The 15,490-nt window shown below is 72.6% G+C and carries 12 protein-coding genes, 1 tRNA gene and 1 pseudogene; 5 read left to right on the top strand and 9 right to left on the bottom strand.

All coding sequences use genetic code 11. The features are described 5' to 3' along the window. Positions 1-41 precede the first annotated feature (41 nt). The 3 genes and pseudogenes from OG617_RS08455 to OG617_RS08445 all read right to left on the bottom strand — a co-directional run. Entirely contained in the window at positions 42-2,246 is a 2,205-nt protein-coding gene (locus OG617_RS08455) for an MMPL family transporter (RefSeq protein WP_405100205.1), read from the bottom strand. 44 nt (positions 2,247-2,290) lie between these two features. Next, entirely contained in the window at positions 2,291-2,836 is a 546-nt protein-coding gene (locus OG617_RS08450) for a TetR/AcrR family transcriptional regulator (protein ID WP_405100203.1), read from the bottom strand. A gap of 149 nt (positions 2,837-2,985) precedes the next feature. Beyond that, positions 2,986-3,183: pseudogene (locus OG617_RS08445) on the bottom strand (winged helix-turn-helix transcriptional regulator); the annotation flags it as partial. Positions 3,184-3,377: 194 nt separating this feature from the next. Here OG617_RS08445 and OG617_RS08440 point away from each other — a divergent pair. Beyond that, positions 3,378-4,172, top strand: a complete 795-nt coding sequence (locus OG617_RS08440; protein ID WP_405100201.1) for an isocitrate lyase/phosphoenolpyruvate mutase family protein — start codon at positions 3,378-3,380, stop codon at positions 4,170-4,172. A 143-nt stretch (positions 4,173-4,315) separates the two neighbouring features. Here the strand turns inward: OG617_RS08440 and OG617_RS08435 are convergent, their stop codons facing one another. The 3 genes from OG617_RS08435 to OG617_RS08425 all read right to left on the bottom strand — a co-directional run bounded on the left by OG617_RS08435 (position 4,316) and on the right by OG617_RS08425 (position 7,212). After that, a complete protein-coding gene (locus tag OG617_RS08435; RefSeq protein WP_405100199.1) occupies positions 4,316-5,035 on the bottom strand; it encodes a PQQ-binding-like beta-propeller repeat protein in 720 nt (239 codons plus the stop codon). Further along, positions 5,032-6,549 carry a metallophosphoesterase gene (locus tag OG617_RS08430; protein WP_405100197.1) on the bottom strand — a complete coding sequence of 506 codons (1,518 nt, stop codon included), beginning with the start codon at positions 6,547-6,549 and terminating at the stop codon, positions 5,032-5,034. The genes OG617_RS08435 and OG617_RS08430 overlap by 4 nt, the downstream gene beginning before the upstream one ends. Positions 6,550-6,795: 246 nt before the next feature. Then, positions 6,796-7,212, bottom strand: a complete 417-nt coding sequence (locus OG617_RS08425) for a winged helix-turn-helix transcriptional regulator (protein WP_405103557.1) — start codon at positions 7,210-7,212, stop codon at positions 6,796-6,798. Positions 7,213-7,314: 102 nt separating this feature from the next. Between OG617_RS08425 and OG617_RS08420 the strand changes: the two genes are divergently transcribed. The 4 genes from OG617_RS08420 to OG617_RS08405 all read left to right on the top strand — a co-directional run bounded on the left by OG617_RS08420 (position 7,315) and on the right by OG617_RS08405 (position 13,522). Next, positions 7,315-8,166, top strand: coding sequence for an MFS transporter (locus tag OG617_RS08420; RefSeq protein WP_405100195.1), 852 nt, complete (start codon positions 7,315-7,317; stop codon positions 8,164-8,166). 144 nt (positions 8,167-8,310) lie between these two features. Next, the gene (locus OG617_RS08415) at positions 8,311-8,874 is read left to right on the top strand and encodes a SigE family RNA polymerase sigma factor (protein ID WP_405100193.1); all 564 of its coding nucleotides are present in this window, start codon (positions 8,311-8,313) and stop codon (positions 8,872-8,874) included. Beyond that, entirely contained in the window at positions 8,871-10,157 is a 1,287-nt protein-coding gene (locus tag OG617_RS08410) for a hypothetical protein (protein ID WP_405100191.1), read from the top strand. The genes OG617_RS08415 and OG617_RS08410 overlap by 4 nt, the downstream gene beginning before the upstream one ends. Positions 10,158-10,165: 8 nt before the next feature. Continuing rightward, positions 10,166-13,522: a S8 family serine peptidase gene (locus OG617_RS08405; protein ID WP_405100189.1), complete on the top strand. Its 3,357-nt coding sequence runs from the start codon at positions 10,166-10,168 to the stop codon at positions 13,520-13,522. A gap of 197 nt (positions 13,523-13,719) precedes the next feature. Here OG617_RS08405 and OG617_RS08400 read toward each other — a convergent pair. The 3 genes from OG617_RS08400 to OG617_RS08390 form a co-directional block, all read right to left on the bottom strand. After that, positions 13,720-13,791: transfer RNA gene (locus OG617_RS08400), tRNA-Arg, on the bottom strand. A 109-nt stretch (positions 13,792-13,900) separates the two neighbouring features. Beyond that, positions 13,901-14,593: a winged helix-turn-helix domain-containing protein gene (locus tag OG617_RS08395; protein ID WP_405100187.1), complete on the bottom strand. Its 693-nt coding sequence runs from the start codon at positions 14,591-14,593 to the stop codon at positions 13,901-13,903. Between the two features lie 215 nt (positions 14,594-14,808). Continuing rightward, positions 14,809-15,477 (bottom strand): DUF305 domain-containing protein, encoded by a 669-nt coding sequence (locus OG617_RS08390; protein ID WP_405100185.1) that lies wholly within the window; start codon positions 15,475-15,477, stop codon positions 14,809-14,811. Positions 15,478-15,490 lie beyond the last annotated feature (13 nt).

The following is a 15,490-nucleotide window of genomic DNA, read 5'->3' as shown; positions in this document are numbered from 1 at the left end:
CGCCGGTTGAGCGGCGGTGCGGGGCCCCGGGGCCGGACCGGTCAGGCGTCGGCCGGCTTCTTCTCGGCGAGGTGGGCGCGCAGCCCCTCGCCCTCGATGTCCACGTTGGGCAGCAGCCGGTCGAGCCAGCGGGGAATCCACCAGGCTGCCTTGCCGAGCAGCGACATCACCGCCGGGACGATGGTCATCCGGACCACGAAGGCGTCGATGGCCACGCCGATGGCCAGCGCGAAGCCCATCGACTTGATGATCGGGTCGTCGAGGAAGACGAAGCCGCCGAACACCGCCATCATGATCAGCGCGGCGGCCGTGACGACCCGGGCGCCGTGCCCCATGCCGTTGACGGTGGCCTGCTGCGCGGTGTCGCCGTGCACGAAGTCCTCCCGCATCCGGGAGACCAGGAAGACCTCGTAGTCCATGGCCAGCCCGAACAGGATGCCGATGAGCAGGATCGGCAGGAAGCTGACCAGCGGGCTCGGGGTGTCCAGGCCGACCAGGTCGGCCAGGTGCCCCTGCTGGAAGATCGCGACGGTGATGCCGAACGTCGCGGCGACCGTGAGCAGGAAGCCGAGGGCGGCCTTGACCGGCACCAGGATCGACCGGAACACCAGCATCAGCAGCAGGATCGACAGGCCGACGACGAGCACCAGGTAGACCGGCAGCGCGTCGGAGAGCTTCTCCGACACGTCGATGCCGATCGCGGTCACGCCGGTCAGCAGCACGTCCGCGCCGGTGACGCCGGAGACCTGCCGGCGGATGTCGTGCACCAGGTTCTCGGTGGCCTCGTCGGTCGGGCCGCTCTTGGGGATGACCCCGAGCAGCGCGGTCCGCCCGGTCGGGTCGGTCTGCGGCGGGGCCACCGCGAGCACCCCGTCCGTCTGCTGGACGAGCTGGGCGACCTGCGGTGCGGCGGCGGCCGTCGCCTCCCGCGAGTCGGACGTGACGACGAGCGCGAGGCGGCCGGTGAAGCCGGGCCCGAAGCCCTCCCGGATCAGGTCGCTGTTCACCCGGGCCGGCGAGCCGGTCGCAGCCGTGCTGGCGTCCGGCAGGGCCAGCCGCATGTCGGGGGCGGGCAGCGCGAGCAGGCCCAGGCCGACCAGGGCAACCAGGATCACCGGTACGCGCAGCCGGGTGACGAGGCGTGCCCAGCGGAAGCCGAAGCCGGACCGGTCCTCGGCCGCGGCAGCCGCCTCGGGGGTTCCGGCCGGCCCGGCCCCGGCGGCCGCCTCGGCCTTGCGCAGCTTGCGGGGGAGCACCCGGGTGCCGGCGAAGCCGAGCAGGGCCGGGGCGAGAGTGATCGCGACCAGCACGGCGATGGTCACCGTGCCGGCGGCGGCCAGGCCCATCACGGTCAGGAACGGGATCTGCACCACCGCGAGGCCGGCCAGCGCGATGACCACCGTGGCACCGGCGAAGACCACCGCCGAGCCCGCGGTGCCGACCGCCCGGCCGACGGCCTCCTCGGCGGACAGCCCTTCCAGCAGGTTCTGCCGATATCGGGAGGTGATGAACAGCGAGTAGTCGATGCCGACCGCCAGGCCGAGCATCAGGGCCAGGATCGGCGCGGTGCTGGTCAGCTCGATGGCGCCGCTGAGCGCGAACAGGCCGGCCATGCCGACGCCGACGCCGATCAGCGCGTTGAGCATGGTCATCCCGGCCGCGACCAGCGAGCCGAACGTGATGATCAGGACGACCGCCGCCACCAGGACGCCCAGCGCCTCGGTCGAGCCGATCTCCGGCTCGGCGTTCAGCACCTCGCCGCCCGGGGCGACCTGCCAGCCCTGCGCCTCGGCCTGCGCGCCCACCTTCTCGTACGCGTCGCGCTGGGCGTCGGTGACGTCGTCCGCGCGGCCGGCGAACTGCACCTGGATCAGCGCGTACCGGCCGTTCGGGGAGATCGCCTGGGCCTGGTACGGGTCGACCGCGCCGACCACTCCGGGCAGGGTGGCCGCCTCCTGGGTCACCTGCCCGACCAGGGCCTGCCCCTGGGGCGTGGCGAGTTGGCCGTCCGCCGGAGCCTTCACGGCGATGGTGCCGGTGGCCCCGCTGGCCTCCGGGAACCGCTCGCTGAGCAGGTCGATCGCCTGCTGGGACTCGGTGCCGGGCATGGTGAAGTTGCTCGCCGTGGGGCCGCGCAGCGTCGCCGCGGCGAGGCCGAGGCCGACGAGCACGACGAGCCAGACGACGGCGACGAGCCGTCGGCGGCGCAGCGAGGCCCGGCCGAGCCGGTACAACAGGGTCGCCATCAGATTCTTGTCCTCGATCGTTGGTGAACTGGACGGTGGTGGGGTCAGCCGGGAGGGGCCAGTGCGCGCCGGACCAGGCCGAGCAGGGCGTCGCGCAACTCGTCGTCGGCGACGTCGCCGAACTCGCCGCACGTCTCGGCGATCCCGGCGAGGACGACCAGGGCCGCGATCCGGGCCGCCGGGCGCGTCGAGTGGCCGGCGAACGCCGCGATCAGCCGCTCGGAGAGCTGGTGCACGTGCGCGAACGCCGGCTGCTGGAGCAGCTCGGGGAACTCCCCGCGGAGCAGCGCGATCTCCCGCCGGAAGCGCACCGCGAGGTTCACGAAGCCCTCGCCGGCGACCCGCTGGGCGTCCGCGCCGGTCAGCCCGGCGAACCGGTCGTCCAGCTCGTGCAGCGCCGCGATCGCCGGGGCCATCAGCTCGCTGAGCAGGGCCTCCTTGTTGGCGAAGTGGTAGAGCACGGTGGCCTTGGAGACGCCCACCTCGCGGGCGATGTCCTGCAACGAGGTGCCCTTGTACCCGGTCACGGCGAACCGCCGCGCCGCTGCGGCGAGAATCTCGGCGTGCGTCTCCGGTACTACGCGAGCCATGTCGGCCACCTCCCGCCCACCAGCATGCCTGACCGATCGGTCAGACCCTGACCGATCGGTCAGAGAGGTCGGTGGTCTTCGCCACAGCCCGCCGGTCCGGGGTTCGCTGTACCCACTCGTCACCCAACGACACCGATGCCTGATGTCAGACGCCGGGTGAGGGTGAGCATCCGCCGGCTGATCCCATCGACCTGCCGTTCCAGCTCGGTGGAGCGGACCGGCCCGTGGGAGGCGGCCACCAGGATGCCGATGCTCCACTTGCCGCCCACCCGGTCCAGGACCTCCCGGACGGTGCACGCCGGGGCCTGGCCCGGGGCGAAGGGCACCCCGCTGTTCCCCTGGGACATCGAAGTGCCTCCTTCCGCTCCGCTGAGCGGTCACAGACGATGGCCTCGGTAACAAATTGTGGGCCAAGGGGTGCCGGCATGCCGGCAAGAGCCCGGAGAGCGGGAAACATCGCCCTCGCCGTGCGCGACGCGTGGTGCGCGACACGGCTCTTTAGAAGAACAGCCGTCGCCCGGATGGCTGCCATGATGCGGTGATGACCGAAAACTCATCGACTCTCGTCGAGCGCGCGGACGCGCTGCGCGCCCTGCACAAGACCGGCGACCCGCTGGTCCTGCCCAACGCCTGGGACGCCGGGTCCGCCCGGGCCGTCGCCGCGGCCGGTTTCCCGGCCGTCGCCACCAGCAGCGCCGCGGTCGCCGAGTCCCTCGGGTACGCCGACGGCGAGGCCACCCCGGTCGACGAGATGTTCGCCGCCGTCGCCCGGATCGCCCGCGCCGTGCCGGTCCCGGTCACCGCCGACCTGGAGCGGGGGTACGGTCTGAGCCCGGCCGAGCTGGTCGAGCGGATGCTCGCCGCGGGCGTGGTCGGCTGCAACCTGGAGGACTCCGACCCGCGCACCGGGGCGCTGTACGACGTGGAGGAGCAGGCCGACCTGCTCGCCGCCGTCCGGGCGGCGGCCGACGCGGCCGGGGTGCCGCTGGTGCTCAACGCCCGGATCGACCTGTACCTGCGTGAGGCCGGCGACCCGGACGGGCGTACCGCCGAGGCGGTCGGTCGGGCCCGGCGCTACCGGGCCGCCGGGGCGGACTGCGTCTACCCGATCTTCCTGACCGACCCGGAGCAGATCGCGGAGTTCGTGGCCGGCGCGGACGCCCCGGTGAACCTGGTCTTCAAGCCCGGCGCCCCGAGCCTGGCGGAGCTGGCCCGGCTCGGCGCGGCCCGGGTCAGCTACGGCGCCGGCCCGTACGCGGCGGTCAAGGCGCGGACCGCCGCGCTGCTCGACGCCGTCCGGGCCGGCAGGAACCCGTACGCCCCGCCCTCTGCGTAGGGGCGCCTTGTCGACGTTCCTCCGGCCAGGGCTGACCGCCCGGCCCCGCCGGCCAGGGCTGACCGGCGGGGCGGGCGGCACGGATCGGCCGGGTGCCCCCTACCCGAAGCGATGGCGTGCCGAACGGGGGGACCACCAGGCCGTCAGGCCACGGCGATGCCGTGCAGCAGGCCGTCCTGGTCGCCGACGAGGAGCATGTCGCCGATGACGACCGGTGGGCTGTAGCAGTATGCGGTGGTGGTGAGCTGGAGCCGGGTCCGGACCGACCCGGTGGTGAGGTCGAGGGCGACCAGCAGGCCGGTGGTGGTCGGGGTCCACGCGATGTTGTCGTGGATCGCCGCGCCGGTGTTGACCGGGCGGGCGCCGAGGCCGGCGGTCCACCGGGCCTGGCCGGTGGCCGGGTCCACCCGGGCGGCGGTGCGCCCGCCGTCGTCGAACATCAGCACGTCGCCGTTGTCGAGCAGCAGCTTGGGGGCGTAGATGTAGGAGCCGGTCATCGACCAGCGCGGCTCGCCGGTGGCGGGGTCGAGCGCGAACGCGTTGGTCACGGTGGACACCAGGAGCAGGCCGTTGGGAAGTACCTCCAGCGTGTCCGCCCAGGGGCCGTAGATGAGGCGGCTGTAGGCGGTGGCGCGGGTGGTGGTGGAGAACGACCACAGCGCGGCACCGGTGCGGGCGTCGTGGGCGTAGACGTTGCCGTCCCCGGCTCCGGCGTAGACGCGGGTACCGTCGCTGGCCGCACGCCCGGCGAACATGCCCTGTCCGGCCACGGTCCACACCGTCTCGCCCGAACGCGCGTCGACGGCCTGCCGGGTCTGGCCGGCGGACAGGACGACCAGGGTGCGGCCGTCGACCGTGGTCACCAGCGGGCTGCCGAGCACCGGGGCCCGGCGTCGTGGGTGAACCGGCGCCGGCCGGTGGCCGGGTCGAGGGCGTAGAGGCGGTGGTCGTCGGAGGGAACGTAGACGGTCCTGCCGTCGGGGGCGAACGCCGGCCGGCCGTGCACCGGGCCGATCCGGGTCTGCCAGCGCCGGCGCAGCCCACGGCGGGTGGGCCGGGCGCCGATGACGGTCCCGCCGGTGGTCGCGGCGACCAGCAGATCGTCCCGGGCGGCCAGGCCGGCCTGCACCGGTGCGCCGAGCTGTTCGCTCCAGCGCAGTCGCCGGCCGGCGTCGGGGAGAGCGAAGGCGCGGGTCTGCTCGTGCCAGGCACCGTCGGGGTCGGTGACCCGTACGGTCATCCGGTGCTCGCCGGGCGGCAGGGTGGTGATGTCCAGGCCGCCGGTGAACCGACGGCCGGCAGAGTCGGGGGACAGGTTCCGCCACGGGCCGGCGTCCTTGAGCCCGTAGGTGTGCTGCGGGTAGAGCTTGGCCTGCACGTTGGCGGCCCGGGCGTGCGGGGAGAGTCGTACCGACACCGCCAGCGCGGCGCCGGCCGGGTCGAGCGAGACCGCCTGGGGCCGTTGCTCCGCGGCGATCCGTGGGCCGGCGAGCGGAATGTCCAGCACCGGCCGGGCCTCGGCGCTGCCGTCGGCGGCCCGCTGCACGGCCGTCACCTTCAGCATCGGGCCGTCGGACCCGACCGCGCGCTGCACCCAGTAGTAGATCGGTGTGCCGCGGGTGTCGTCGACCGCCAGCTGGGTCACCCCGTTGAACCGTTGTACCTGCTCGGCGTGCACGTGCCCGGCGAACATGGCCCGCACGTCGTAGCGGTCGAGCAGCTTCAGCAGCCGCTCCTGGTCGGAGACGTAGTAGTTGTCGCCCCCGAACGGGAAGTGGCACAGCAGCACGATCGGCACCCCGGGCGCGACCTTGTCCAGGTCGCGGGTCAGCCACTGGATTCCGGACTCGCCGAACCCGCCCGGCTCCTGGAGCAGGTGGCTCGGGTCCAGCGCGACGAAGTGCAGGCCGTCGAAGTCGAACGAGTACCGGCTCGGCCCGAACAGCGATCCGTACCGCTTACCGGCGGTGCTGTCCCACCGCCAGTCGTGGTTGCCCGGCACGTGCCGGATCCGGGGCCGCAACGCCGCCGGGATGGTGTCCAGATAGGTGTCGTACTCGGCCACCGAGCCGTGCTCGACGAGGTCTCCGACGTGGCAGACGATCGGCGGGTTCGCCGCGGCGATCTGCTGGTACACCCAGCGCACCCCCTCGGTCCGCTCAGGAAGATCCACGTCGATCTGCGTGTCGCCCAGCAGGGCGAACCCCGACGACCCCGGCCCGCCCGGCCCACCGTGCCCGGGCGAGCCGGCCGCCGCGGGCGAACCGCCGACCACCGCGCCGGTGGCCGCCGCGGTGACCGCGCCGACGCCCAGGCCGAGCAACCGGCGACGGTCCATCGAAAGATGGGCATGGTCCTGGGCTGGCAGCGATGGCATGATCTGTTCCTTCCGGCGGGCTCGCTTGGAATGCCGGGGAGTTTGGCACGGGCCCAACCGCCTGACCAACGGTTCTCCGGCAGATTCCCGGTGATTTCGCAGGGATTCGTCAAGCTTGATGGGCGGATGGTCGGTTCCTTGCATCCGCTCGCAGGTCCGCGCCCATGTAGAGCGCGCTGAGCGCCCTGACCCGGCTGAACCGGCTCCGGGTATCCGTCGACCGGACACCCGAGAGCACGGCCGGATTCAGTCCGCGGTGCCGTGCGCCTGGTCGTAGGCGCCCCGGGCGTCGGCGACCGCGGTGTGGTGCCGCTCGGCCCAGCTGGTCAGGGCGACCAGTGATTCGTAGAGCTCCAGTGCGATGGGGGTGGCGGTGTACTCCACCTTCGGTGGCACCGTCGGGTACACCCGCCGGTGCAGCAAACCGTCGCGCTCGAGGTTGCGCAGGGTGAGCGTGAGCATCCGCCGGCTGATTCCCTCGATCTGCCGCTCCAACTCGGTGAAGCGCACCGGACCCTGGGACGCGGCGACCAGGATGCCGATGCTCCACTTGCCGCCCACCCGGTCGAGCACCTCGCGGACCGTGCACGCCTTCGCCTGGCCGGGAGGGAAGGGGCGGCCGCCGGCCTCGCACCTCGTCAGGCTGCCGGGCGTCACGGGCACATTGCTGTTCTCCTGGGACATGAAAGTGCCTCCTTACGCTCCGCCTCATAGTCACAGATGATGGCGTCGGTAACAAACAGTGCACCAAGGAGGCGTTCGGTGATGACCCGTTCCGTCCCGCCCCGCTGGCCGGCGCTGCTCGTGCTCTGCGCCGGCAGCCTGATGATCATCTTGGACGGCACCGTCGTCGCGGTGGCGCTGCCGGCGATCCAGCGCGACCTCGGCTTCACCGCGACCGGCCTGGCCTGGGTGGTAAACGCCTACCTGGTCGCCTTCGGCGGGCTGCTGCTGCTCGCCGGGCGCCTCGGCGACCTGCTCGGCCGCCGGCAGGTCTTCCTCGCCGGCGTCGCGCTCTTCACCCTCGCCTCGCTGCTCTGCGCGGTGGCGACCGGGCCGGGGGTGCTGGTCGCCGCCCGTTTCCTCCAGGGCGTCGGCGGGGCGCTCACCATGGCGGTCAGCCTCGGCCTGATCGTCCGGCTCTTCCCGGAGCCGGCCGAGCGGGCCCGGGCCATCGCCGTCTTCAGCTTCACCGGTGCGGCCGGCGCCTCGCTCGGCATGCTCACCGGGGGAGTTCTCACCGACCTCGTCGGCTGGCCGGCGATCTTCCTGATCAATCTGCCGATCGGGGTGGTGATCCTGCTGGCCGCCGTACGCCTGATCGGGGCCGACCGGGGCCTGGGTCTGCGGGCCGGCCTGGATCTGCTCGGCGCGGTGCTGGTCACCGCCGGACTGATGGCCACCGTGGTGGCGGTCGTCGGCACCGGTGAGCACGGCTGGACGTCGGCCCGCACGCTCGGCGCCGCCGCGCTCGCCGCCGTCCTGCTCGGCGGCTTCGTGCTGCGGCAGCGGGCGACCGCCACCCCGTTGTTGCCGCCGAGGGTGCTGCGCACCCCGACCTGGTGGCCGCCAACACGGTCCTGGGTCAGTAAGCCGGTCGTGGCGCCCAGGTATTGACGCCATACAGGACGGATCGCCTTGACATCACCCACGCCAGCGGCAAGTCGCACCTGGGAACTGGCCGAATTTTCGTCCCATGCTGTCAACCGACTCCCACGCCGATCCCGATAGAAGGGTGACACCGGAGAGAGGAGTCCCAGTTTGTCGACAGATGATGACCAGGAGTTCGTCGAGTACGTCTCGACGGCCCTGGGTCGGCTGCGGCGTTCCGCCTATCTGCTCTGTGGGGACGCCCACCGCGGCGACGACATAGTGCAGTCCACCCTGGTCGCGGTCTACCTGCGGTGGTCGAAGGTGAAGGCTGTCGACAACATCGACGGATACGTGCACCGCATCCTGGTACGCCGCTACCTCGACGAGACCCGCCGATCCTGGGCGCGGGTGCTGTTGGCGTGGCGGATGCCGGAGTCACCGGCACCGGCGGGTGCGGGCGTCGAGGACGCCGACGCGGTGCGCTCGGCGCTCGGCACGCTGAGCCGGGGGCAGCGCAGTGTGCTGGTACTGCGGTTCTTCTGTGACATGTCCGTGCAGCAGACGGCCGACGCGCTCGGTTGCTCGGTGGGCAGCGTCAAGAGCCAGACATCCCGGGGACTTGCCGCGCTGCGCGGTCTGCTGGGTGCGCAGTGGCTCGACGCCGCACCCGCTCCAGCCCGGCCGGCCCCTTCTGACAACGACCGACTTTTTGCGACAGGGAGTGTGCGATGACCGGCGACACGATGGGCGGCGACGTGACGAGGAACGATGTCGAGGACCGCGACTCGGCGGCGGCCCGTTCGCTGCTGTCCACAGCGGAGGTCCCGGCCGGCCGGTTGACGTCGAGCGGGCTGCTCGCCCGTGGTCGGCGGGTACGCCGACAGCGCCGTTCGACTGCGGCGGTCGCCGGGGTCCTCCTGCTCGGGCTGGCCACCGTCGGCGGGATCGGGCTGGTCGACCCGGGATCGGCCGACCAGGTCGCGCAGTCTTCGTCGCTGCCCCTGCCGCCCGGGTCCACCGCAGCCCGGCCCGCCGGGTGCACCGTCGAGGCGTTGGCGTTGCCGGCCCGGGCGACGTCCGGCCAGGTGAACGACGGATCGCCGAGCGGCCGGTACCTGGTCGGCTTCACTGCGGTTGGCGGGTCACTGACCACGCCGGTCCGCTGGGACGGGACGAAGCTGGAGAGCATCAAGATCAAAGGCGTCGGCGAGGCCCACGGAGTGAACGACAGCGGGATGGTGGTCGGCGAGGGCCAGCGCACATCCGGGGGGCCGTCGTACGCCTGGGCGTACGTCGGGGGCAAGGTGGTCGAGCTGCCGGTTCCACCGGGCTACGTCGGTGCGGAGGCGAACGCGGTCAACGCCCGGGGAGAGGTTGCCGGCATGTTGTACACGTCCGGCGGTACGGCGGCCGTGGTCTGGCGTGGTGTCGGCGCGAGCCCCCGGGCGGACGTGCTGAGCGCCTCGCGCGGGGCGGTGGCCTCCGGCATCTCCGACGCCGGTGTGGTGGTCGGTGAGCTGGGGGGCGTCAACGGTGCCCCCTATCAGTGGGACGCCAACGGGCAGGGCAGCCAGTTGCCCAGGGCGGCCGGGACCGTGGGCGGTGGCGCGCACGGAGTGCGCGGCGGCTGGGCGTACGGCCTGGTGTTCCGGGATCCGAAGAACGTATCGGCGGCGCTGGACCGGGGAACGGCCCAGGGACGGGGCGGCTCGGCTGGTCCGTCGGCCGGTCCGGTCCTGATCGGGGGTGACCGGGCGGTGCTGTGGAACCTCGCGACCGGCCAGGCCACCGTGCTGGAGGACCGCCGGATCGAGGCCGTCAACCCCTGGGGTGCAGCGGTGGTCAATCACACCGTCGATCGGACCGCCGCACTGCGGGAACCGGCCGGAACCGTTCGTGAGCTGCCCGGCCTCACCAGCGGGGCACACGTGTACGCGTACGCGCTGAACGACGCCGGCACGCTCGCCGCCGGTACCAGCGGTTCCGCGGCGGTCCGCTGGCAGTGTGCGAATTGAGGAAACTGATGCGCAGCCGTAGACAACCGGTTGCCGGACTGGGCCTGGTCGTGGCCATCCTGGCCACCGCACAGCTCACGCCGGGCGGCGCCAGCGCCGCAGCGGCGGGTGGCCAGCCTGTCGCCGTACGGCCGGACCTCGCCGCCGCAGCGACGTCGGCGAAGGAACCGGCCCGGACGGTCACCCTGCTCACCGGAGACCGGGTCACGGTGTACGGCGCGGACCAGGCCCGGTGGTCGGTCACCCGTGGCCCGGGGCGGGAGAACGTCACCTTCCAGGGCAGCAGAGTGGGCGACCACCTGCGGTTGGTGCCGAGTGACGCGGTCGGCCCGCTGCGCGACGGCCTGCTGGACCGCCGGCTGTTCGACGTCACCACGCTGCTCGACAGCGGGTACGACGACCGGCGGCCCGACCTGCCGCTGATCGTGACGTACGCCGACGCCGCCGCCCGGACCACCCGGGCCAGCGCCGGGGCTCGGGTGGTCCGCGCCCTGCCCGGCCCGGCCACCTTCGCGGTACGCGCCGAGCGGAGCGACGCCGGCGGATTCTGGCGAAGCCTGGGCACCGGCGCCCGGGGCTTCGCCCCGACCAGTGGGGTCCGGAAGGTGTGGCTGGACGGCCTCCGTCAACCCACGCTGGCCACCAGCGTGCCGCAGATCGGCGCGCCGGCGGCCTGGCAGGCCGGCTACACCGGGGCGGGGGTGACGGTGGCGGTCCTGGACAGCGGGGTCGACGGCACCCATCCGGACCTGGCCGGCCGGGTCGTAGCGAGCGAGAACTTCACCGAGGGCGTCGAGGACGACCGTGACCTGGTGGGACACGGCACCCACGTGGCGTCCACGGTGGCAGGCAGCGGGGCCGCCTCGGACGGACGCAACCGGGGAGTCGCTCCGGACGCCTCGCTGGTCATCGGCAAGGTCTGTGTCGTGTACGGCTGCCTCGAGTCGTGGATCATGGCCGGGATGCAGTGGGCCGCCACCGAGCGGCACGCGAAGGTCGTCAACCTCAGCCTCGGCGGCCCGGACAGTCCGGAGACCGATCCGCTGGAGCAGACGGTGGCCGAGCTGAGTGCCCGGTACGGCACCCTCTTCGTGGTCGCCGCCGGCAACCAGGGCGCCGAGGCGTCGGTCGGCTCACCGGCCAGCGCGCCGGCCGCCCTGGCCGTCGGCGCGGTCGACCGGAACGACGCGCTCGCGAGGTTCTCCAGCCGGGGGCCCGGGATCGGTGACGCCGCGGTGAAGCCCGACGTGACCGCCCCGGGGGTGGAGATCACCGCGGCCCGTGGTGCGGACGCCGACTTCCGCACTCCGGGCGAGGCCTATGTCGCCCTCTCGGGCACCTCGATGGCGAGCCCACACGTGGCCGGCGCGGCGGCTTTGCTGGCGCAGCAGCATCCGGGCTGGTCCGGCGAACGGCTCAAGGCCACGTTGATGGCCGCCGCGGTCCGGTCGACCGACATCGGGGTCTTCGGGCAGGGCGCCGGCCGGGTGGACCTGGGCCGGGCGCTCAACCAGTCGGTCACGGTGACCCCGCCCAGCGTGGCGCTCGGGTCACACCGGTGGCCGCACGGCGACGACGAGCCGGTGGTCGAGACCGTCACCTACCACAACAGCGGCAGCCAACCGGTGCAGTTGGAGTTGGCCGTGCAGGCCACCGGACCCACCGGCGCGCCGGCCCCGGCTGGGATGTTCACCCTGGGCGTCAGTCGGCTCACCGTACCGGCCGGCGGGGACGCGCGGACCATGGTGACCGCGGACACCCGGCTGGGCACCCACGACGGCAACTACGGCGGCTACCTGCTGGCCACCGCCGGGAACCTGGTGGTGAACACCCCGATCTCGGTCGGCCGGGAGGCCGAGAGCTACGACCTGACCCTGGTGCACACCGGCCGGGACGGGGCGCCGGCCACCGACGTCTCGCCGGCGGTGTACCGGATCGACGGCGAGACCACGGAAATCGCGGTGCCCGCCAGTGGTCGGCTGCGGCTGCCCCGTGGCAGGTACCTGGTCTACACCTGGATCTACGGTCCGGACGGCGATTTTACCCACCTGGTGTGGCCTCGGCTGGAGCTGACCGGGGACCAGACCGTCAACCTGGATGCCCGGCTGGGTAGACCACTCCAGGTGACCGTGCCCGACCCGACGGCCGGCTCGATTCTGGCCGAGCTGATCGCGACCATCCCGACCGAGGACAACCTCGGCGTCTCCACGGTGTCGTACGGTGACTCGTTCGACCGGACCTACAGCGCGCAGCTCGGTCCGGTGGACCCGCTGGACGGCGTCTGGGCGAAGATCGGCAGCCAGTGGGCCAAGGGAGGCGTCGACGGGAGGTCGAACAGCCCGTACGGCTACCGCCTGGCCTGGTACGAGCGGGGTCGGCTGCCCACCGGGTTCACCCGGCACGTACGCCCCGACGACCTCGCCACGGTGCGGCACTCGTACGCCAACTCCACTCCGGGGCTGCGGGGTCGGTTCAGTGCGATCGCGGCGGCGGACGATCTGCCCCGTGGTGGATTCCTCATCGACATCGGCTTCGCGCTGCCCACCACCCGGACCGAGTACTACCTCACGGATGACAGATTGACCTGGGAGAACGAGTTTACCGAACACAGCGTGGACAACATGCAACTGCTGACCTCGCTGTGGGGGGTGAGTCGCTACCGAGCGGGCTGTGCCTACCAGGAGAGCTGGAACCGGGGTGTGCTCGGTCCGGCCTTCTTCGGCCTCGACATTCCCGACCGCGAACCGAAGGAGGTGGCCCGGATCGGCGATACCATCCACACCTACCTGTCGCTGTATTCGGACGCGGCGGACCGGTTCGGGCTCGGGCAGGAAGCCGACTACATCACCTCGCTGCACCGGGACGGGGTGTTGGTCGGCACGGCGAACGGCTGGGAGAGCAGTTTCAACGTCCCGGCCACCGAGGCGGGCTACCGGCTCCGGTTCGAGGCCCAGCGTGCCGCACCGGCCAGCCTGGCCACCCACACCACCGTCGAGTGGACCTTCCGGTCCGGCGCCAACGGCGGCGGCAACACCATGCTGCCGGTTTCGGTGGTGCGGTTCGCGCCACGGCTGGACGAGGTCAACGCGGCACCCTCCGGGGCCACGGTCCGGTTCCCGGTGACGGTGCTCCGGCAGCCCGGCTCGACCGCCGGAACGGTCCGGGCGCTCACCGTCGACGTGTCGTACGACGACGGGCAGACCTGGCAGCGGGCGGAGCTGAAGCGTTCCGGTGGCGGCGGGACGCTCACCCTGCGCCATCCGGCGTCCGCCGGGTATGTGTCGCTGCGGGCCAGGGCGACGGACAGCGCCGGCAACACCGTGGACCAGACGATCATGCGGGCGTACCGGCTGCGTGAGGGGTGATCGCGGCGATCCTGAGCTTCTCGCGGTTGTAGCTGCCGATCGTGCGGTCCCAGTGGGGGACGGCCGTGAGCCCGGGGCCCGGGTCTCACGGCCGTCCCCCACTGACCGCTGACGGCCGGACACATGACTAAAGCCCCTGACCGGGTTTTGCCTGGTCAGGGGCCTTTTCGTGTTGGTGAAAGATTTCCTAGCAAGTGTGCCCCCGGCAGGATTCGAACCTGCGCCACCGCCTCCGGAGGGCGGTGCTCTATCCCCTGAGCTACGGGGGCTCAGCGACTGGAGAAGACTAGCAAACGCCCTCGACGATCGCCGAATCGGTATCGGCGATCGACTTCGTGTCGCCGATGTGGCGGTGCCGGTCGCCCGGCTTGCCGGCCGTCAGGCGGCGGCCACGCGTCCGCAGCTCGGCAGCGGGTGCAGCGCGATCCGCCGGGGTAGCCGGCGCGGCCACTCGTTCTTCGGCCAGGAGCCGTCGACGATGAGGTGCACGGGCCGCTCGTCGGTCCCGCTGAGCCGCAGCACGAAGTCCCGGGGCAGCGGCGGGTCGACCGACGGGGTGGTCACCATGAACCGGACCCGCCCCCGCGACGAGACGGCGGAGACCACGTCGGCCGCCGGCATGGTCCCGCGCAGCCGCACCCGGCCGATCCAGTAGACCTCGGCCAGGTGCTCCTGTGCGGCCCGGGTGATCGCCGGGTACTCGCCGCGCACCCAGCGCTCGACCGCGCCGACGCAGAGCCCGCAGGCGCGCTCGCGCGGCTCGCGCGGCCCTAACCCCCAGGCCCGCAGGTACGCCCCGACGGCGCCGACGTCCATCGCCGGGTCGAAGCGGCGCTGGACGAGCGTCGTGAGGCTCTGCCGCGTCCACAGCTCCTCGTCCAGGCCGAACTCGTCGGGGTGGACGCCCCGCAGGACGTCGATCAGTTCCAGCTCCTGTTCGCGGCTGAGCGTTCCCGGCTCGCCCTGCCGCTGTCCGCGACGGACGGCTGCCACCGTTCCGTCACCGCCGATGGTGTGGCGCCGGCACCAGCTGGTGACCGAACGCCCTGCGTCTCTGAGTGCAACCCCCACGTCCTGCGCAACGAGCCCGAATCGCTACTGGTCACGATATGTGGGTAGAAAAGTCCACCAACCTCAGCATTCGGGCGTCAAACCCCTAAAGCGGCCAATCGGACAGGGGTCGGGGGCGGGTGGACAGGGCTCGGGGGAGGGGTGGGAGGACGACCGAAGGCCCGCACCCCGCCGTGTCGGCGGGACGCGGGCCTTCCGGGCCGTGCGGGGGTGCCTCAGCCCTTGAGCCGGTCGAGGGCGGCCCTGAGGTTGGTGAGGTCCGTCTGCTGGGTGTTCTTCATGGTCTGGGCGGTGCGCACAACGTCGGACTCGTCGCTCACGTCGAGGATGCCGTCGATCATGTGGATGCCGCCGAGGTGATGGTCGATCATCAGCTCCAGGAAGAGGACGTCCAGCTCCCGACCCTGGGCGGCGCGCAGGGTCGCCAGCTTTTCCGGGGTGGCCATCCCCGGCATCAGCCCGTCGCGGACCGCCGCCTCCCCGTCCGGCATCCACGCCATCCGGGGCTGCGACCCGGTCGGGTCGAGGCCCCAGGAGCGCAGCCAGGTCTGCATGGTGCCGAGCTCGCCCTGCTGGCCGGTGGCGATGTCGCCGCCGATGCTGACCACCTCGGGGTCGGTGCCCCGCTGGAACACGATCAGCCCCATCTCCACCGCCTGGGCGTGGTGGCTGGTCATGTCCCGGGCGAAGCCGGCCTCCGCCGAGGTGTCCCCCGGTCGGGTGAGCTTCGGCGTGAGCAGGCCGCCCGTGTACCCGAGGAGGAGACCGACCACGACGGCGGCGGCGACCACCAGGACGCCGAACCGGCGCCCGGCCGGCCGGCCGCCGTCGTCAGTCAGCGGGCCACCCGCCAGGTCGCGGTTCGTCGTCGTGGATGCGGTCATCGGGGCCACGTCC

This window comes from Micromonospora sp. NBC_01412, from assembly GCF_045040215.1.
GTDB lineage: Bacteria > Actinomycetota > Actinomycetes > Mycobacteriales > Micromonosporaceae > Micromonospora > Micromonospora rubida.
This window is presented reverse-complemented; position numbering and strand designations above follow the sequence as displayed.

Excerpts from the sequence above, each read along its gene's own strand:
- OG617_RS08390 (WP_405100185.1), bottom strand. The coding sequence starts at position 15,477 with ATGACCGCATCCACGACGACGAACCGCGACCTGGCGGGTGGCCCGCTG.
- OG617_RS08405 (WP_405100189.1), top strand. The coding sequence starts at position 10,166 with ATGCGCAGCCGTAGACAACCGGTTGCCGGACTGGGCCTGGTCGTGGCC.
- OG617_RS08420 (WP_405100195.1), top strand. The coding sequence starts at position 7,315 with ATGACCCGTTCCGTCCCGCCCCGCTGGCCGGCGCTGCTCGTGCTCTGC.
- OG617_RS08410 (WP_405100191.1), top strand. The coding sequence starts at position 8,871 with ATGACCGGCGACACGATGGGCGGCGACGTGACGAGGAACGATGTCGAG.
- OG617_RS08430 (WP_405100197.1), bottom strand. The coding sequence starts at position 6,549 with ATGCCATCGCTGCCAGCCCAGGACCATGCCCATCTTTCGATGGACCGT.
- OG617_RS08440 (WP_405100201.1), top strand. The coding sequence starts at position 3,378 with ATGACCGAAAACTCATCGACTCTCGTCGAGCGCGCGGACGCGCTGCGC.
- OG617_RS08455 (WP_405100205.1), bottom strand. The coding sequence starts at position 2,246 with ATGGCGACCCTGTTGTACCGGCTCGGCCGGGCCTCGCTGCGCCGCCGA.
- OG617_RS08450 (WP_405100203.1), bottom strand. The coding sequence starts at position 2,836 with ATGGCTCGCGTAGTACCGGAGACGCACGCCGAGATTCTCGCCGCAGCG.